The organism is Salinicola avicenniae, assembly GCF_023736115.1.
GTDB classification, from domain to species: Bacteria; Pseudomonadota; Gammaproteobacteria; order Pseudomonadales; family Halomonadaceae; genus Salinicola; species Salinicola avicenniae.
In genome coordinates, this window is sequence record NZ_JAKQZC010000003.1 from 233,389 (window position 1) to 252,125 (window position 18,737).

Here is an 18,737-nt window from a genome sequence, read left to right on the forward strand (position 1 = left end):
GCCGACATGCCGCAGGCATGTTGTCCTCTTCCAGCATAGTGGCACCGCGAACAGGCAAGACGACCCATGGAACTAAGAGAGTGGCTGATCATCCTGGGGCTGGTTTTGGTGGGGACCATCGTGATCGATGGCTTCCGTCGTCTCCAGCGCCAACGTCGAGTTCCGCGCCTTGACCGGGCGACCGGAGAGAGTGGAAACGACGCCGAATCCGAATCGGATCCGGAAGCGGCGGCCCGTGAGGCCGAGGTCAACTGGGAACTGCCCAATGGAGGGGCACGTGTGGTTCGCCCGGCAACGTTCGAACGTCACGACTCGGAGCCGGTATGGCCTTCCGAGCCGAAGCGTCAGGAACGTATTCCGGATGAAGCGCTCAAGCAGAGTATTCTGAACCGCAAGGCGCGCAGCTCCTTCGCGGACATGCAGCACAACGTCAAGAGCGCCATGCGTGCCGGCGCTCGTCGCGTCACGGAGTCGGCCCAGCGACTGAGCCACCGTCGTGATGAGGAGGTCGACGTGCGGCATGAAGAGCCCCAGCTCGCTCATGCCGAGCCGGCCGAGATCGAGACGCCGGCATCCGCCGCGCCCGCCCCGGCCACGCCAGCTATCGACGAGGAGCGCCTGCGCATTACCGCCGTCGCGCCCCACGACGAGTGGATTCCGGTGCAGGCCCGCACGCAGACCGAAGCCGAGGCCGTCGCCGAATCCGCCGAACCACGGGCGGCCGAGGAAACGCCGGCGCCGCGTCCGGTCACCGACAGGTCGGAAGCGCCGCAGCCGGAAACGGCGTCCGAGTCGGTGGAGCCCGTGACGCGCAGCGACGTGGTCACGCCGCATCCGGCCATCGAACGTGCCAAGCGGCATCACGTCAGCGCGGCCAGAGCCCGCGAGACGCTGTCGCATGCGGAAGAGGTTATCGTCATCAGCGTCTTCGCGCGCACCGAGGCGGGCTTCGATGGCGCCGACCTGCTCAATTTGATGCTGGCCTGCGGCCTGCGCTTCAGCGAGATGGGCATCTTCCATCGCTACGAGAGCGAAGCCGAGGAGAGCGAACTGCAGTTCTCCATGGTCAACGTGGTCAAGCCGGGCGTGTTCGATCTCGACAGCATGCAGGAGATCGTAACGCCAGGCGTGACCTTCCTGATGCCGTTGCCGGGTGCCAACGACACCGCCGCGGCCTTCGAGGCGATGCTCGAGACGGCGATGGTGCTGGTGCGCAATCTCGGCGGCGAGCTGAAGGACGAGAACCATAGCGTGATGACGGCGCAGACGATCGAATTCGCGCGCCAGCGCGTACAGGAGTTCGAGCGGCGGCATCGCTTGCATCGCTATCAGGCCAACTGAGGGCCGGCTGGCGGCAGAACACGCACAGCAAGTCAGTCGCGAGACGGGGCCTTCGGGCCCCGTTGTCGTTTCCGGGCCCACCGTCGTTTCTGGATCCATCGTCGCTCGCAGATCTCGATAGGGTGCTGGTGGGCATGGTCGGACGCCGGGGCGCGGGTGGTCTCTTCTCGGCGAACGTGACGCCTTCCGCTACAATGCGGACACTTTTCAGCCGACCGAATCGAGCCTCATGAGCCAGTCTCCCCAAGCGGCGCAGGCGCGCGCCGAAGCCCTGCGTCAGCAACTCGAGGATGCCAACTACCGCTATTACGTCGAGGACGCGCCGCAGCTCACCGATGCCGAGTACGACACGTTGCTGCGCGAGCTGCAGGCCCTGGAGCAGGCGCACCCCGAGCTGGCGACGCCGGACTCGCCGACCCAGCGGGTCGGGGCCAAGCCCGATAGCGGTTTCTCCGAGATCGAGCACGTGGTGCCGATGCTGTCGCTGGACAACGCGCTCGACGAGGAGGAACTGCTGGCGTTCGGCAAGCGCGTGGCCAAAGGGCTCGAGCGTGACGCGGCCGAACTCAGCTTCTGCTGTGAGCCGAAGCTGGACGGCCTGGCGGTGTCACTGGTCTACGAGGATGGCCACTTCCTCTATGGCGCCACTCGGGGCGACGGGCGCACGGGCGAAGACATCACCAGTAATCTGCGCACGCTGCGTTCGATTCCGCTCAAACTGCGCGGGCCGGACTGGCCCTCGCTGCTGGAGGTGCGCGGCGAGGTGTACATGCGCCACTCCGGATTCGAGGCGCTCAACGTCCGCGCGCTGGCCAACGGCGACAAGGTCTTCGCCAATCCACGCAATGCCGCCGCCGGCAGTCTGCGACAGCTCGACCCTGCGATTACCGATCAGCGTCCGCTCGAGTTCTGCGCCTATCAGGTCGCGCGTATCGAGAGTGATGCCGACCTGGCGGCGACCCACTCCGGGCGGATGGCGCGGCTGCGTGACTGGGGCCTGCCGACTAACCCGGAGCTGGCGGTCGTCGAAGGCATCGAGAGTGTGGTCGATTTCTGCCATCGTCTCGGCGAGAAGCGCGAGTCGCTGGACTACGATATCGATGGTGCCGTGATCAAGCTTGACCGGCTCAGCGATCACAATATTCTCGGTTTCGTCTCGCGCGCGCCACGCTGGGCGATTGCGTTCAAGTATCCGGCGCAGGAGCAGGTGACGCGACTGCTCGACGTCGAATTTCAGGTCGGCCGCACGGGCAAGCTGACGCCGGTCGCCAAGCTTGAACCGGTACAGGTGGCCGGCGTGGTCGTCTCCAACGCCACCCTGCACAATATGGATCAAATCGCCCGGCTGGATCTGCGCATCGGCGATAACGTCAGGATCTACCGCGCTGGCGATGTGATCCCCAAGGTGGTCGAAGTCGTGCGCGAACAGCGCCCGGAAGACGGTCGCGAGATCGTGCTGCCGGAGAGCTGTCCGGTCTGCGGTTCCCGGGTCGAGAAGCTGGAGGGCGAGGTCGATGCACGCTGCTCGGGCGGGCTCTATTGTCCGGCCCAGCGCAAGGAGGCGCTCAAGCACTTTGCCAGCCGGCGCGCGCTGGATATTGATGGCTTGGGTGAAAAGCTGATCGATCTGCTGGTCGAGCGGGAGTGGGTCAAGACGCCGGCGGATCTGTTTCGGCTTGAAGCCGCTCGGCTCGCCGAGCTGCCGCGGCTGGCGGAAAAGTCCGCCAACAATCTGGTCAACGCCCTGGAAGCGGCCAAACGGACCACGCTGGCGCGCTTCATCTATGCCATCGGTATCCGCGAAGTAGGCGAAACCACGGCCGCCAATCTGGCGCGTCATTTCGGCACGCTGGAAACGCTGCGCAACGCCTCGCTCGAGGCCCTGGAAGCCGTCAACGATGTGGGGCCGGTGGTAGCGCGCCATGTGCATACTTTCTTTCGGCAGGCGCACAACCAGGAGACGCTGGACGACTTGATCGCCGTTGGTGTGACCTGGGACGAGGAGGCGGTCGGCGAGCGTCCCCAGCCGCTCGAAGGCCAGACCTGGGTGCTCACCGGTAGCCTGGAAAGCATGACGCGCGACGACGGCAAGGCACGGCTGCAGGCGCTGGGGGCCAAGGTGGCTGGCAGCGTATCGAAAAAGACCACGGCGGTGGTCGCCGGTCCCGGCGCCGGCAGCAAGCTGGCCAAGGCGGAAGAGCTTGGCGTCGAGGTGCTCGACGAAGACGCCTTCGTCGCTCGGCTGGCCGAATGGGAAGCGTGAGCGTGGAGCGCGCGCGTCAGGCGCATCGATCCGGTGGCAGATCGGCAAGAAGGACTATCACCAAGGACTATCACCAAGGACTATCACCAAGGACTATCACCAAGGACTATCACCAAGGACTATCGGCAGTCAGGAGAGGAGAGCCACACGCATGACGGGACGTTTCGTGGAAGTGCCGCACGGCATGCTGCCGGCGGAGACGCTGGACGCGCTGCTGCAGGTGTTCGTCACGCGTCAGGGGTATGACACCACCGACGTGGCCAGCGATATGCATGACTGGGTCCGAGAGCTGCGCCGCCAACTCGAACGCGGCGAACTGCTGATCGTGCATGATCTGCAGACCGAAAGCACCGAGGTGATGACCCTGACCCAGTGGCAAAGCTTCGGGCGTCAACTGGCCGACGATGAAGAAGAGGGCGGCTGGTAACGTCGCTGTCGAGACCGCCATGTTCGACGGTCAGCCCGGCAATGAAACGGCCCCCTGCCTAGTAAGGCAGGGGGCCGTTTCATTGCGTCTTGTAGGCGGCGATCAGGTGAAGAAGATCGGCACTGCGATGCTGGAGATCAGCAGGATGAGCGCGCCACCCAGCCGCGAGGAGATCTGCGCGAAGGGCATCAGCTGCATGCGCCGAGCGGCAGAGAGTACGGCCACGTCGCCGGTGCCGCCCATGTTGGCCATGCACAGCCCCGCGGTGATTGCCGACTCGATCGGATAGAAGCCGACCAGCTTGCCGACCAGACCGGCACCGAAGGCGGCGCCGGCGACCACGGCGAAGACGATCATCACGTAGGTGATGGAGATCGCATCGATCACCTGGCCGAGGTCGGTGTAGGCGATGCCGATGCCGAAGAGCAGCGCGAAGGTCCAGTTCTTGGCAACGAACTGGAACCACTGGGCGGCCGCGTCGTTGACGGATTCCGGCACCACGTTGGCGACCTTGAGCACGGCAACCAGGATGATCATCAGCGCGTACGGGTGCAGCGGAATGACGCTACCCAGTATCTCGCCGCTGACGAAGAAGGTCAGCGCGGCGATCACACCGATGCCCAGCTTGGAGAGATCCGGCTTGCTCTCGCGTTCTTCGATCTCCACGCCCGGCATCATCTGGCCGTTGCCGGTCAGGCTCGGCATGCGGTTGGCCAGGCCGTTGAGCAGGCCGGCGATGATGATCGCGAAGACGTTGCCCAGCGCCAGCGCCGGTACCAGGATCGAGATGTAATAGCTGGCCGGCTGGCCCAGCAGTTGCTCGTAGATCTGGCTCATCGGCACCGCGCCAGCGCCCATGCCGCCGCCCATGATTGGCAGCGTGATCACGATCACGGCATCCTGCGGCGAGAAGCCCATCAGCCAGCCGACGGCGACGGCAAACAGTGCTGCGAACAGCACCGCACAGATCAACGGCAGCGCATAGCGAGAGCCGACCTTGACCAGCACCTTCGAATCCATGCCCAGGATGCTGCCGGTGATCAGCGCGGCGATATAGAAGTTGAGGAAGCCGCCGCCTTTCATGAACTGGGTTACATTGTCGACCACGCCGCTTGGCAGCCACTGGATATAGACCAGTGTCGCCGCGCCGAAGATGGCCAGGATGGCGCCGCCGCCGAGATAGGTCTTGACGATCGGCAGGCGGTCGCCGACGAAGCCGAGCAGTTCACCGAGCAGCATCATCACCAGCAGGGCACCGATCATGCCGGTCGGCAGGGTATCGGTCACCATCGACAGGATCAGAACGCCCGTGGCAATGGCGAACAGCGGGAGAGGGATGCCGAAGATACGCGTGCTGAGCCAGTTGCCCGACGCGGCGGTATCGACAGGGGCGGATTGCGTCACAGTTGAAGTCATGGTTGGCTCCCGTAGGATTCGAGGCGCTAGGGCGGTACGCTGCCGAGGATAGAGATCGCGCCGCGCCAACCAAGCTTTATGAACTTATTAAATATTTTAGAAACTATTGAAAGTGACGCTCTCGTGCGCTGCATAACCGATTGTTTGGCGGTATACCACCATGGTCTAAAAGCGGCTGCGACCTTGGTCGAAGTCACGGCACCGGGAAGCCCTCCACCATGAAACGACTGAACCTGAGCGCGCAGTTATTCCTGCTCGTCGCCAGCATGATCGTGCTGACGCTCGGCGTGGCGCTGCTGCTGTTCATCGCTCAGCTGCGCGGCAATCTGGAGCATACCCAGGGCGAGCGCGTGATGGGATTGGCGGCGGTGATCGCGGCGCGTCACGATGTCGAGACGGCGCTGTCGGCGACGCCGGTCGTGCACGATCCGGATTCGCCGCTGCAGGCCAGGATCGAAACGCTCCGCCAGCGTCTCGGCGTGGATTTCATCACGGTGGCGGATACCGAGCGTCGGCGCTTGACCCACCCCGAGCGCGACGAGATCGGGCGCCACTTTCGCGGCGGGGACGAAGGGCGCGCGCTGATGGGTGAAAGCTATGTCTCGCGCTCCCAGGGAACGCTGGGGGTCAGCATTCGCGGCTTTTCGCCGGTACGCAATGCCCAGGGCGAGGTGATCGGTCTCGTCGCCACCGGCGTCACGCTCGATCGTGTCGGGCTGCTGCTGGCCGAGCGACGCCAGACCCTGCTACTGGGTATCGTTGCGCTGATGCTGGTCGGCGCCCTGGGCGCCTGGTGCCTGGCGCGCTATATCAAGCGCGTACTGCTCGGCTTCGAGCCCTGGCAGATTTCGCAGTGGGTGCAGGAGCGTCAGGCGATGCTCGCCTCGCTGCACGAAGGGGTGCTGGCGGTCAACGCCGACGGGCAGATCACGCTGATCAATCCGGCCGCAAGACAACTGTTGCAGCCTCCGGATGCGGAGGCCGCCGCCGCGCTGCCGGCCTCGACCCTGGATGAACTATTTGCTCCTGCCACGCCCGCCATCGACCGTCGTCTGACGCTCAACGGGCGTGCGCTGGTGGTCAATCGCGTCGAGATTCGCGACGCCCGTGGCGCCGGCGGTGGCGTGGTTACCCTGCGGGATCGCAGCGAGGTCAACCGGCTCGCCGAGGAGCTCACCGGCGTCAGTCGTTACGCCCAGGCACTACGCGCTTCGACCCATGAATTCAAGAATCGGCTCCATGTCATCCTCGGGCTGGTGCAACTGCGCGATCTGGGACGGCTGGAGCGCTATCTGCACGAGCTCGATGCCACGCTGATCGCGCCGGCTGCCGCGCGCGTCGCCGGTGTCAGGGACCCGATTCTGGCCGGCTTCCTGCTGGCCAAGGGCAGCGAGGCGCGCGAGCGTCGGGTCGCGCTGGAGGTGGAGCTCGACGGCGAGATCCCTCCCCCGGCCGACAGTGAGATCGGTCACCTGCTGGTGACGATCATCGGCAACCTGCTCGAAAACGCCTTCGAGGCGGTCAGCGGTCGCGACGCGCCGAGAGTCAGCCTGACGCTCGGCGTCGATGCCGAGGCGCTGTCGCTGCATGTCTCCGACAATGGCTGCGGGATGGACGAGGCGGCCCGCCTCAGTGCCATGGAGCAGGGCGTTTCCAGCAAGGGCGAGCAGCGCGGCTACGGCTTGGCCATGGTGCAGTCGCACGTGGTCTCGCTGGGCGGTACGCTGGCACTCTATTCGAGCCCCGGACGTGGCACGCTGGTCGAGGTGACATTACCCTATGCGGCGGCCGAATCCCCCGTGACCGATGGAGTGACGTGATACATGCGCGTGCTGGTAGTGGAAGACGATCCGATGGTGATGCGTCTCAACGTCGAATTTCTCAATCGACTCGAGGGCTTCAGTCTGGTGGCGCAGTGCGAGGATCTGCCCGCAGCGCGAGACGTGCTCGCCCGGGAAGCGGTCGATCTGCTGCTGCTGGATGTCTACCTGCGGGAGCATAACGGTCTGGCACTGGTGCGCGAGCTGCGTCGTCAGGCGAGAGATGTGCAGATCGTGTTGATCACGGCGGCTTCGGAGATGGAAACGATACGGGAAGCCAAGCACCTTGGCGTCAACGACTACCTGGTCAAGCCGTTCGAGTTCGAGCGGTTTCAGGAAGCGCTGACCCGCTGCCAGGAGACGTTTCAGCGGTTGTCTCGTCTGCCGGCACGGGCGCACCAGCGCGATGTCGATTCGCTGTTCCGGCGCGAGCCGCAGGTGCCGGTATCGACGCGACCGGGAGATCTTCCCAAGGGACTCACCACCAACTCGCTGACCCAGGTGGCCAGAGCCGTGGCCGAACACGAGGGCGCCTCCTTCACCACCGAGGCGGTGAGTGACAGTACCGGCATGTCGCGAGTCTCGGTGCGCAAGTACCTCAAGCACCTGGTCGACCGCGGCCTGCTGGAAGAGGCCTTTCACTACGGCCAGGTCGGCCGCCCGTCCTTTACCTACCGCTGTCTCGACGCCGATACGCTGGCGCGGCTGTAGACGCCACGCCAGCGGCACGCGCATCAAGCGCACGTCGCGGTCGCGGCTGGCTAGCGGCCGCGCATCAGATCGGCGATCACTCGCCGCCCGGGATGCAGATGGTCGACCAGCTCGCGTGCCAGCGGCAGCGGTTCGTCGTGAATGCGCGAGGCGATCAGCTCGGCGCAAAGCGGTGCGCTGACCATCCCGCGCGAGCCGTGCGCGGTACTCACCCAGAGCCCGGGATAGTGACGCCCCGGCTGGGTGAAGCGTGTCCGCGCATCCTTGGCCAGGGCGGCGTAATCCTGGCGCCAGGCATCGATATTCGGCAAAGGCCCGGCATAGGGCGCCTTGTCGGGGCTTGCCGCGCGCACACTGGCGCGCCCTCCCAGCTGTGTCGGGTCGATCGTGGCGGGGACCAGTGACGGTGCCAGCGCCGCGAGCTCGTCGAGGTTGGTGCGATGGTCCGCATCGCGCATATCGGTCGTTGCCTCGTGGGGGGCGAAGGTCGCGCCGAAGACGAGGCGGCCGTCGCGTGCCGGCATGACGTAGCCGCCGCCACAGAGCACCTGGCTTAGCGGTGTGTCGCTGGCCAGGGTCGACACCTGGCCGCGAATCGGCTGTAGCGGCAGACCGTCTAGCCAATCGCGGCTGGCGTGTCCGGTGGCAAACACCACTTGATCGAAGGCTTGAGAGCGTTGGCCGAGCTGCAGCTGCCAGCCGGACTCGGTCTCGCGCAGCGCCCGGAGCTCTTCGCACACGACCTCGATACCCGGCGTCGCCGCCAGATGGCGACAGAGGGCGACCGGGTCGACCCAGCCGGCCGTGGGGTAATGCAGTGCCGCTCGCGACACGGGGATGCCGGCGGCGCGGGAAGCAGCGTCCGCCGCGCAGGCCTGCACGACCGAGGGCGGCAGGGCATGGTGATGTAGAAAGCGCTGCTGGCGCGTCTCGTCGCTATCGCTGCCGGCGAGCTGCAGCAGGCCGCAGTCTGCCCACCAGCGGCGTGCGGGGTCGAGACGCGCCAACCAGCGATGCGCGTGCAGCAGCGCGGCGAGGTAGAAACGACTCTGCAGGTTGGTTTCCACGGCCAGTTTTACGTAGAGCGCCGCCTGCGGATTGCCGGAAGCGCCGCAGGCGATGCCGTCGCGGTCGATTAGCGTGACCGCGCTGCCGCGCCGGGCGAGCGCCTCGGCAACGCTGGTGCCGGCGATACCGGCACCGATCACGGCGATCCGCTCGCTAGGACGGGGCGGCGGCGGTTGGAACCAGGGGGTGGCGGCACGTGGGTTCGGAGGCGTCTCGGTCGGCGGCATCCCGCTGGTGTCGGCAGGCGTCCCCGCCTGCCACTCGCCGCGCAGCATTTCGCGCTTGCGGCCGAAACCCGGCACCTTGCGCCAGGCGAAGCCAACCGCTGCCAGCCCGCGGCGAACCATGCCCGCGCAGGTGAACGTGGCGAAGGTTGCCGACGGTCGGCTGGCGCCGGCCAGTGCGGCGAACAGGGCCGGCTGCCACATGTCCGGGTTCTTGGCCGGGGCGAAGCCGTCGAGGAACCAGGCATCGACGCGGCCGTCGAGTCGCGACAGCGTGTCGGCGGCATCGCCGAAGTGGAGATCGAGCGTCACCCGGTGATCCAGCGTCAGGCGGTGCACGCCGGCGACGGCCTCGGGCCACTGCGCGATCAGCGCGTCGGCGCGGGCGGCCAGCGACGGCCAAGCGCGCCAGGCGCGCGCGAGCGCGTCTCGGGTCAGCGGATGTTTTTCGGTCGAGACCAGATGCAGGCGAGCGCCCGACGGCGCATGGCTGTCGAAGCAGGCCCAGGCACAGAGCATGTTGAGTCCAGTGCCGAAGCCGGTCTCGCCGATGACAAAGGCCCGTTCGTCCGACCAGTCGGCGAAGCGGCGGGGCAGGTCGTTCTGCTCGAGAAAGACGTAGTGTGTCTCGGCCAGGCCATTCTGGCGCGAGAAGTAGACATCGTCGTAATGGGTCGAGAAGGGTGCCTCGATATCCCCGTCATCGGTGCGCCAGTCGAGCGCTGCGGTCTTGAGCGGCTGCTGAAAGGGCGTCGTCGTATGGCCTGTCATGGTGGTCGCGACCTGTCGACCGCGCCGCGCTTACAGGGCGGTCGGTCTGGTTAAACATTGAACGATTGGCGTCAGGCGGCATGACATCGGCGACGCCGGTTGGCATCCGCGGGATCTCAACAGCGTTATCCACAGCGAGTGTGAAAAACCCGTGCCGCTCGCCTGTGGACAATGCGCCGGCGTGGGATATCGCCGGCGCGGCGGTGGAGCATGGTCGCAGGCGCCTAGGGCAGGACGCGCTTGAACGGCTTGACCTGCACGTCAGCGTAGACGCCCGCGGCCACGTAGGGGTCCTCATCGGCCCATTGGCGCGCCGCGTCCAGCGATTCGAACTCGGCCACGACCAGGCTGCCGCTGAAACCGGCGCTGCCGGGGTCGTCGCTGTCGATCGCCGGGTGGGGGCCGGCGAGGACAAGGCGGCCCTCGTCCCGCAGCGACTCGAGCCGGGCCAGGTGCGCTGGACGCGCCTGTTGGCGGGCGGGCAAGCTTTCTTCGACGTCTTCACTGATGATGGCGTAGAGCATCACGATTCCTCATTCGATGGAGCGTGGGACAGATGGCGTGCCAGATAGATCGCCTGCCCGAAGACGAACAGTAGCGTCAGCCCCAGCATGCCGAACAGCTTGAAGTCGACCCAGGTAGCCTCGTCGTAGTGGGTGAAGACATAGACGTTGAGGGCCGCCATGGCGAAGAAGAACAGAACCCAGGCCAGATTCAGCCGGCGCCAGGTGGCAGCAGGCAGCGTGACCGCTTTGCCCATCATGCGCTGGGCCAGTGTCTGTCCGCCGAACAGGGGCGAGAGCAGGAAGGCGATCCCGAAGAGCGCATTGATCACGGTCGGCTTCCACTGGATGAAAGCCGGATCGCGGAAAGCGATCGTGGCGCCGGCCGAGGCAATCACGATCACCGAAGTGAGGGCCAGCATCTTCTCGATGCGGCGCTGACGCCACCAGACCACGCCGAGCTGCACCAGCGTGGCGGGAATCAGCACCATCGTCGCAGTGATGATGTCGCCGCTCAGGTGATAGACGGCAAAGAAGATCGCGATCGGCAGGAAGTCGAACAGCAGTTTCATACGGCAGAGCCTCTGGCGGGGTGGTGGGCACCGGTGATTGACCGCTTTCGACGCGGGCCGCACCATAGTCGGCCTATTCTGACAAAGACGCTGCCCGGCGTCATGCCCATGCCCGATTGCCCCACCGATTTTGCACTACCGGCCTCCGACGCGCTCCCCGCCTCACTGGAAGGCGTCGCCGGCTGGGATCTTCACATGCACTCCCGCGCTTCCGACGGGGCGCTGACGCCAACCGATCTGGTCGATCTCTGTCACGCTCGCGGCCTCACGCGGATCGCACTGACCGACCACGATACGCTGGACGGCGTGACCGAGGCGCGCGAGCGTTGCGCTGCGCTGGGGCTTCAGCTGATTCCGGCGGCCGAGCTCTCCTGCCAGTGGCGCGGGATCGGCATCCATATCGTAGCGCTGCTGCCGCAGGGCGTCTCCGCCGGGCTGAACGCGGGGCTTTTGCAACTGGCCGAGGCGCGTACCGCCCGCTCGCGCGAGATCGCCCATCGACTCGAGAAGATCGGCCTCGACGACGGCCTAGCGCGAGCGCGGCGTGAAGCCGGTAGTGAGCGCCCACTGGGGCGGCCCGATTTCGCCGCGGCTCTGGTCACCGCCGGCCTGGTGCCGGATCGCAAGACCGCCTTCAAGCGCTATCTCGGCGCCGGCAAGCGCGGTGACGTGAAGACGCACTGGCCGGCACTGGAAAGCGTCGTCGGCTGGATTCGCGATGCCGGCGGGGTCGCCGTCGTTGCCCACCCACTGCGCTACGGCATGACCCGACGCAAGCGAGACCTGCTGTTCTCGGCGTTTATCGCCGCCGGTGGCGAAGCCGCCGAGTTGGTGAGCGGTTACCAGAATCCGGAGTTGACCCGCGACCTGTCACGGCAACTGGCCTTTCATGGCCTCTATGGCTCGCTCGGCAGCGACTTTCATTATCCTGGCGGGGCGCTGGCACCGGGCACGCTCACGCCACCGCCACGCAGTCACGTGGTGCCAATCTGGCGGCACCCGGCGCTGGGGCCGCTGATCGCTGGCGCGTCTGCGGCTATCGGTCAGGCGTCAATCGCGCCTAGACTTCACCATGAGCGGTCATGACGACGCGCAATGTTATCGGCTTCAGGAGGTGGAAATGACCCAGTTTTTCCAGATTCATGCGCAGAACCCCCAGAAACGCCTGATCGACCAGGCCATCGGCATTCTGCGCCAGGGGGGCGTGATCGCCTATCCGACGGATTCGGGCTATGCGCTGGGCTGCTGTCTGGGCGAAAAGAAGGCGATCGAGAAGATCAAATGGCTGCGTCAGCTCGACGATCGGCATAATTTCACGCTGGTCTGTTCGGATCTGTCGGAAATCGGCACCTACGCCAAGGTCGATAACAGCGTATTCCGGTTGCTCAAGTCGCACACGCCGGGCGCCTATACCTTCATTCTCGATGCCACCAGCGAAGTACCGCGCCTGCTGCTGCATCCCAAGCGGCGTTCGATCGGCGTGCGCGTACCGGATCACAAGATCACCCGCGCCCTGCTCGATTCGCTCGGTGAGCCGTTGATGAGCGTGACCCTGATTCCGGTGGATGAAGCTCTGCCGATGACCGACCCGGAGGAGATTCGCGAGCGTTTCGGCGCGCATCTCGATCTGGTCATCGACGGCGGTGCCTGTCACCTCGAGCCGACCACGGTGGTCGATCTGCGCGAGACGCCACCCGTCGTGGTGCGCGAAGGGCGTGGCGACAGCGCGGCCTTTCGCTAGGCCGGGCCGGCGCCCGCCGTCGCGTCAGCGGGCGTCGAGCGGCTTGGCCCAGGCCTCCAGGTCGGCGTCGCTCCAGCTGCCGTAACTGGCGTTGGGGAACATGATCCAGTCGTCACCGAAGTGCGCGGCGTTGTCGCTGACCAACTGTTGCTGGCGTTCGAGATCGGCGTGGTGGAAGTTGCTGGAAAAGTCTGCCAGCGAATCGCCGAGTTGCATGACCAACTGATAGTCCGCCTCGATGGCGGCGCGGCGCTCGCCCTTGGACGGCCCCAGCAGACGGACCTGAGCTTCGTTCACCTGCGGCAGTCGCAGGGCCTCGAGCGTGGCCAGCGTTGCCGCCTTGTTCTCTTCGTAGCGGTCCGAGACGTAGAAAATCGTCACATCGTGCGCGTCAGCGTAGTCGAGAAAGGCGCGCGCGCCGGGAATCAGCCGCGGATGCCCTTCACGCTCCCACGCTTTCCACGTATCCCAGCCGGTAAAGTCGTGACAGGCCTGCATGTCACGCACCAGCAGGGCACTGTTGTCGATCACCGTCTCGTCGAGATCGGTCATGATCGCGAGCTCCCGATCTGTCGACTGTTCGTCGATCTTCTGTGCCAGTCGCGCGGTGGCGAGCGCGTAGTTCTGACGTTGCAAAGCCTGAATCTCGGCCGACTGCTGCTGGTAACGCAGCGCCATGGCGTAGCTTTCCGGGCCACACTCGGCGACCGTAGCGGTGTCATCGGCCTGGACGGTGCCGATCAGACCGGTGGCCAGCGTGGCAGCCAGCAGCGTGGCGACGAGTGAGTGGCCGGCACCTGTGGCGGCGTGCAGTCGGTGGTTGCGCGAAGTGGACATTTCTTCTCCTTGTGTCATCCCAGGGGGCCGATATCTGCGTTTCGAGTTATCGATGCTCAATTATCGATACTCAGTTATCGATAGTCGGCCTTTTTATTAGTATTCTTTATTGAACGCATGGTCAATAATCGCCGCGTCAAGACGCCGCCAGTACCGAGCGTGCCGGCTCGATGGCGGGCGTGGCACTGGTCTCGGCCGGGCTGTTCGTCAGTAACGATTCTGTTTCGGTTGCCAGGTGGAAGGCTTCGGCGCGCTCGCGCTGCCGCCGGGCACGGGCCTCGAGATCCCGAGTCGCGTCGAGGGTACGCTCGGCCAGCGCGACGTTGCGCTGGGTCGCCGCGTCGATCTCGGCGATCGCCTGATCGATCTGGCCGACGCCGTCACGCTGTTGCTGACAGGAGAGCGCGATCCCGTCGAGCAGCTCGCCGAGCTGCTGGCTGGCGCCGAGCGCGGCGGTGAGTGTCTCGCCGGCCCGATTCAGGCCATCGGCCCCTTGATGGACCTGTCGATGGGTGCCCTCGATCTGGCCGCGAATGGTGCGCGCGGCCTCTGCGGAGCGCGCCGACAGGGTGCGGACCTCCTCGGCGACAACCGCGAATCCCCGCCCCTGGGGGCCGGCACGTGCGGCCTCGACCGAGGCATTGAGCGCCAGCAGGTTGGTCTGAAAGGCCAGCGAGTCGATCATCGAGATGACGTCGAGTGAAGCCTGGGAGCGGGTCTGTGCTTCCTGCATCTCTTGGATCGCGCGGGCGACCTGATGGCCGCTCTCGTCGAGCTGTCGACGGCTTGCCTGCGCCAGCTCACGGCCCTGTTCAGCGCTGTCGGCGGTCTGGTTCACGGTGGCGGCGATCTGGGTCATGCTCACGGTGGTCTCCTGCAGGGCTTGCGCCTGCTGCTGACTCTGTGCGGTCAGTTGCTGGCTGTCGCCGTTGAGCCGGGCGGCGGCATCGCGCAGTTCGCGGCTCTCCTGCTGCAGCGCGGCGACCAGCTCATGCAGTGCCTGCTGCATACCGCGAACGCCGGATTTCAGGCGCGACATTTCGCGGACACCGTGCGGTGACAGGCGGGAGGCGAGATTGCCATCGGCAATGTCGGAAAGGTGTTGGCGTACCTCGGCCAGTGGCCCGAGCAGGTGGCGCTGGAGCCGGTGGAACGCCAGCAGCATCAGCGCGGCGGCGAACAGCAGCGCAGCCGGCAGCCCTACCTGCAGACGCTCAACGTTTTTCGCCATCGTCGCGGCCCCCGCGGCGGCATTGTCGTCGCTGCGCTCGGTCAGCGCTGCCAGCGAGGCGTCGAGCTCGGCAGTCAAGGCGTTGGCCCGTTGCGCGCTCTGCTGATAGGCGGAGACATCCCATGCCTTCAGTGTCTCGAAAGCGGGCTGAATACCGTCATCGATCAACGTTTGAAAGCGGGCCTGGAGCCCGGGCTCGCCGTCGCTGCCCGCCGGCGGCAGACGATCGAGCGTCGCGCGCGCCTGGGCGAAGGTCGCCTCGGCCTGTGCCCAGGTCTCGCGCGCCTGCGGGACCCGCAAACGGTTGTAGTCGACCTGGTAGCTGTCGAGCAGGACGCGCACCTGCATCAGTTCGGCATAGACTTCCCGCGCCGTACCCAGTCGCTCGACGTTGAGCGTATAGACGGAGTCGAAGGCGTCCTGTGCCTGCTTCATGGCGAGATAACTACCGCCGCCGATCAACAGCATCAGCATGGCGAAGAGTGTCAGCATGGCGATCAGGCCGCCACGCAAGGTGAGAGAAGTGACGAACGGCATGTGGAAGTCCCCGGATCGGCGATGGTGAAGCGGCTCGATCCGGGACTATGTCAGGGGAATGTCACAATCATGTGACAAAAAATTACATCATGAGAGTCAACGCGTCTCTTCGGTCGATTCGCCGTCCGGCGCGTCGCGGTCGTCTCCGCTGGTCTTGTCGTCCGGGCTGTCATCGTCCGCCGGCGGTGCGTTGGGGTCGGGCGTCTCCTCGTCGAGCCAGGTACCGCAGAAGCGGCAGTACTTGGCGTCCCGTTCGTGACCCTCGTGTCCGCAGCCTGGGCAGGCTTCTTCGGAATAGCGTTCCTCACGAATCGAACGGATCACCTCGGCGGAAAAGACGCCGGTCGGCACGGCGATAATCGAGTAGCCCAGGATCATCATGAAAGCGGAGATGAACTGCCCTAGCGGCGTGACCGGCGCGATATCGCCGTAGCCGACGGTTGTCAGCGTGACGATCGCCCAGTACATCGCCCGTGGCATGCTGGTGAAGCCGGCCTCCGGTGGCTCGATCAGGTAGATCAGGGCGCCGAAGATGGTAATGATCAACAGCACCGTGGTCAGGAACAGAAATATCTTGCGTCGGCTGCGCTGCAGGGCCTGAACCAGCATGCGGCCTTCGCCGACGAACTCCATCAGTCTGAGCACGCGAAAGACGCGCAGCACGCGCAGTACGCGCAGTACCAGGAGAGACTGGGCGCCCGGCAACAGCAGACTCAGCCAGGTGGGCAGGATGGCCAGCAGGTCGAGCACGCCATAGAAACTGCGCAGGTAGCGCCAGGGTCGATCCAGGCAATACAGGCGCACGACGAGTTCGAAGGTGAAGATCAGCGTGAAAGCCCACTCGATCACGTAGAACCACTCGCCGAAACGGGCGTGTAGGTGGGGCACGCTATCCAGGAAGACGATACCGACGCTGATCAGGATCAGCGTGATCAGCGCGATATCGAACGCCTTGGCCGGCCGTGTATCGGATTCGAAGATGATCTGGAACAGCCGTTTTCGAAGCGAGGATTCGCCGGATTGCATCATTACGGTCCTTGTAACGGTTGCGCCGCAAGGCGATGTCGCCTCACTCATCTAGATAATGATATCTCAGGCTAAATGTCGGGCGATGCTGGCCGATAACGTTAATAATTCTTCGGGTTTGGGCGAAGAGTCCAGGGAGGCGGACTCTACCTGTGTCACCTAGCGTGCCTTGCACGCGAGTTTGGCAGCCCAGATATCTTCGCAGACCTGATATCTTCATAGAATAGCGCAGGGCATCCCGCGCCGACTTTACGGTTGGCCATGGCGCGACGGGGACCCCGCAGCGACTATCGCCGGCTCCACGATTCAAGGAGGAAGCCAGCATGAGCGAACAGCCGCCCCCCACCGGCCCGGCACGCGAAGCGCGCCTGCTCGCCGACATCGAAGCGCTCCGCGAGCAGCTGGTACAGGCGGCGAGCGCGGGTGCTTGCCAGCTGCAGACCGGCAGCGACGAGCCGGCGCTGCACGAGTTGGTCGGTGTCAGCAACACGTTACTGCAGGATCTCCAGCACCGTATCGACGAGCACAAGGCGTCCTGCGAAGCGCTGGAGAAGCGGCTCGAGGCGCGCACCGAGCGACTCGACCTGGTATTGACCGCCACCCACGACGGCGTCTGGGAGTGGTTTATTTCGAGCGGCGAGATCGAGCTATCCCAGCGCTGGTCCAATATGCTCGGGCTGCCACACGCTGGCAGTCGACAGCCCCTGGACCATTGGCTATCGCGCATTCACGATGACGATCGCGACCAGGTCGAACGCGCACTTTACCAGCATCTCGACGGGCTCGAAGGTGCCGTCAACGTGGAATACCGCATCCGCGATGCGCGCGGGGCCTGGCGCATGATGCTCTGCCGCGGGCTCTGCCAGCGTGATGAGGGCGGCGAACCCGTCTGCATGGCCGGCACCCAGACCGATATCACCGAACATCGTTTGCGCGATCCTCTGACCGGCCTGCCCAACGGCACCTATCTGGAATTGCTGCTGCAGGAACGGCTGGGCCGCCGGCCGCTGATGCCCATGGCACTGGTCAAGCTGCAGCTGCTCAACGTGGCTTCGCTGTTCGACGGTGTGGCGGTCGAAGATGCCATTGCTGCGCTGCGCCGCCTGGTTCAGCGCATGCGCCGCCAGCTCCCGCCGCGCATCACGCTGATCGCACTGCCGGAGCACACCTTCGCGATGATCTTCGACACCGATAGCGCCGAAGCACTGGAAACAGCGCTGCAGCCGCTGGAAGCGGTGTTGGCGGAGCCGGTGGACATCGATGGCCAGCAGGTGTGGCTATCGCATGTCAGCGGGGTGGCGGCACTGCGACGCGATAAGGCAGTCAGCGTCGACGAGTGGCGCCACCAGTCGCGGCTGGCGCTGGCTGCGGCCCGCGCGGCGGATGTCGGTTCGCGGCGCCACTACAGCGATGGCCTGCGCCATTGGGAGCGCCAGAACAGTCGCGCCGAACAGCGGATTCGCGCTGCGCTGGCCGGGGACGGCGTGCGCTGTTTCCTGCAGCCGATCGTCGATGCCGGCACTGGTGAGATTGACGGATTCGAGGCGCTGATGAGGCTGTACGACCCTTGCGAGGGCATCATGTCGCCCGGCAGCTTCATCGAGATCGCCGAACGCTCCGGGTTGATCTCGCCGCTGTGGGAGATGCTGATGGAGCAGGCGCTGCCGGTGCTCAAGGACCCGGCGATGCGCGACGCCTACGGCGAGTCGTTTCTGCTTAGCATCAACCTGTCGACGCGCCAGTTGCTGGATCCCTGCCTGCTCGACACGCTGATTGCCGCCTCGCGCCGCCACGGCGTGTCGTTTCAGCGCCTGCAGGTCGAAGTGACGGAGACCTCGGTCCTGAGCGATCCGGTCAAGGCATTCCGCATTCTCGATCGTATTCGCGCGGCGGGCATTGGCGTGGCACTAGACGACTTCGGTAGCGGGTACTCCTCGCTGGCCCAGTTGACCTCGCTGCCCATGGACACGGTCAAGATCGATCGCGAGCTGGTGAGAAACGTGACCACGCTGCCGCGCAAGCGTCACGTCCTGGCGGCGGTGATCGAGCTGTGTCAGCGGCTCGACTACCGAGTGGTGGTGGAGGGCGTCGAGGATCGCCTTACGCTGGAGATGCTCTGCGATCTCGGCGTCAGCGATATCCAGGGGTTCTATTACTCCCGGCCGCTGCCGCTAGAGCGTCTGTTGAGCGATTTTCGGCGGCCGCAGCCGTTCCCGCAGCCGCACCTGGCGGGAAACTGAGCGCGGCAT

At 65.4% G+C, this 18,737-nt stretch carries 15 protein-coding genes; 8 read left to right on the forward strand and 7 right to left on the reverse strand.

Annotated features, from left to right (window positions below; all coding sequences use genetic code 11):
• The first annotated feature begins 66 nt into the window (after window positions 1-66).
• From zipA to MC381_RS07550, 3 genes are all read left to right on the forward strand, one after another.
• On the forward strand, window positions 67-1,341 hold the full coding sequence (zipA, locus tag MC381_RS07540; protein WP_251977118.1) for a cell division protein ZipA: 1,275 nt from the start codon (window positions 67-69) through the stop codon (window positions 1,339-1,341).
• Between the two features lie 229 nt (window positions 1,342-1,570).
• Window positions 1,571-3,604, forward strand: a complete 2,034-nt coding sequence (ligA, locus tag MC381_RS07545) for an NAD-dependent DNA ligase LigA (RefSeq protein ID WP_251977119.1) — start codon at window positions 1,571-1,573, stop codon at window positions 3,602-3,604.
• Between the two features lie 151 nt (window positions 3,605-3,755).
• The gene (locus tag MC381_RS07550) at window positions 3,756-4,031 is read left to right on the forward strand and encodes a YheU family protein (RefSeq protein ID WP_251977120.1); all 276 of its coding nucleotides are present in this window, start codon (window positions 3,756-3,758) and stop codon (window positions 4,029-4,031) included.
• 102 nt (window positions 4,032-4,133) lie between these two features.
• Here the strand turns inward: MC381_RS07550 and MC381_RS07555 are convergent, their stop codons facing one another.
• Window positions 4,134-5,447: a 2-hydroxycarboxylate transporter family protein gene (locus MC381_RS07555; protein WP_251977121.1), complete on the reverse strand. Its 1,314-nt coding sequence runs from the start codon at window positions 5,445-5,447 to the stop codon at window positions 4,134-4,136.
• A gap of 218 nt (window positions 5,448-5,665) precedes the next feature.
• Between MC381_RS07555 and MC381_RS07560 the strand changes: the two genes are divergently transcribed.
• Window positions 5,666-7,267 carry an ATP-binding protein gene (locus MC381_RS07560; RefSeq protein WP_251977122.1) on the forward strand — a complete coding sequence of 534 codons (1,602 nt, stop codon included), beginning with the start codon at window positions 5,666-5,668 and terminating at the stop codon, window positions 7,265-7,267.
• 3 nt (window positions 7,268-7,270) lie between these two features.
• A complete protein-coding gene (locus MC381_RS07565) occupies window positions 7,271-7,978 on the forward strand; it encodes a response regulator (RefSeq protein ID WP_251977123.1) in 708 nt (235 codons plus the stop codon).
• A 50-nt stretch (window positions 7,979-8,028) separates the two neighbouring features.
• Here MC381_RS07565 and mnmC read toward each other — a convergent pair whose 3' ends face one another.
• The 3 genes from mnmC to MC381_RS07580 all read right to left on the reverse strand — a co-directional run bounded on the left by mnmC (window position 8,029) and on the right by MC381_RS07580 (window position 11,116).
• Complete coding sequence (mnmC, locus tag MC381_RS07570; protein WP_251977124.1) at window positions 8,029-10,041, reverse strand: bifunctional tRNA (5-methylaminomethyl-2-thiouridine)(34)-methyltransferase MnmC2/FAD-dependent 5-carboxymethylaminomethyl-2-thiouridine(34) oxidoreductase MnmC1; 2,013 nt, start codon at window positions 10,039-10,041, stop codon at window positions 8,029-8,031.
• A 224-nt stretch (window positions 10,042-10,265) separates the two neighbouring features.
• The gene (locus MC381_RS07575) at window positions 10,266-10,565 is read right to left on the reverse strand and encodes a YciI family protein (protein WP_251977125.1); all 300 of its coding nucleotides are present in this window, start codon (window positions 10,563-10,565) and stop codon (window positions 10,266-10,268) included.
• Window positions 10,565-11,116: a septation protein A gene (locus tag MC381_RS07580; RefSeq protein ID WP_251977126.1), complete on the reverse strand. Its 552-nt coding sequence runs from the start codon at window positions 11,114-11,116 to the stop codon at window positions 10,565-10,567. The genes MC381_RS07575 and MC381_RS07580 overlap by 1 nt, the downstream gene beginning before the upstream one ends.
• Window positions 11,117-11,224: 108 nt before the next feature.
• Here MC381_RS07580 and MC381_RS07585 point away from each other — a divergent pair, with 108 nt between their 5' ends.
• Together MC381_RS07585 and MC381_RS07590 are read left to right on the forward strand one after the other, a co-directional pair.
• Complete coding sequence (locus tag MC381_RS07585) at window positions 11,225-12,202, forward strand: PHP domain-containing protein (protein ID WP_251977127.1); 978 nt, start codon at window positions 11,225-11,227, stop codon at window positions 12,200-12,202.
• A 34-nt stretch (window positions 12,203-12,236) separates the two neighbouring features.
• Entirely contained in the window at window positions 12,237-12,857 is a 621-nt protein-coding gene (locus tag MC381_RS07590; protein WP_251977128.1) for an L-threonylcarbamoyladenylate synthase, read from the forward strand.
• 24 nt (window positions 12,858-12,881) lie between these two features.
• Here the strand turns inward: MC381_RS07590 and MC381_RS07595 are convergent, their stop codons facing one another.
• The 3 genes from MC381_RS07595 to MC381_RS07605 all read right to left on the reverse strand — a co-directional run bounded on the left by MC381_RS07595 (window position 12,882) and on the right by MC381_RS07605 (window position 16,488).
• Window positions 12,882-13,694 carry an HAD family acid phosphatase gene (locus MC381_RS07595; protein WP_251977129.1) on the reverse strand — a complete coding sequence of 271 codons (813 nt, stop codon included), beginning with the start codon at window positions 13,692-13,694 and terminating at the stop codon, window positions 12,882-12,884.
• A gap of 136 nt (window positions 13,695-13,830) precedes the next feature.
• Window positions 13,831-15,462 carry a methyl-accepting chemotaxis protein gene (locus tag MC381_RS07600; protein ID WP_251977130.1) on the reverse strand — a complete coding sequence of 544 codons (1,632 nt, stop codon included), beginning with the start codon at window positions 15,460-15,462 and terminating at the stop codon, window positions 13,831-13,833.
• A 96-nt stretch (window positions 15,463-15,558) separates the two neighbouring features.
• Complete coding sequence (locus tag MC381_RS07605) at window positions 15,559-16,488, reverse strand: ion transporter (protein ID WP_251977131.1); 930 nt, start codon at window positions 16,486-16,488, stop codon at window positions 15,559-15,561.
• Between the two features lie 323 nt (window positions 16,489-16,811).
• Between MC381_RS07605 and MC381_RS07610 the strand changes: the two genes are divergently transcribed.
• Window positions 16,812-18,728: an EAL domain-containing protein gene (locus tag MC381_RS07610; protein ID WP_251977132.1), complete on the forward strand. Its 1,917-nt coding sequence runs from the start codon at window positions 16,812-16,814 to the stop codon at window positions 18,726-18,728.
• Window positions 18,729-18,737: the final 9 nt, after the last annotated feature.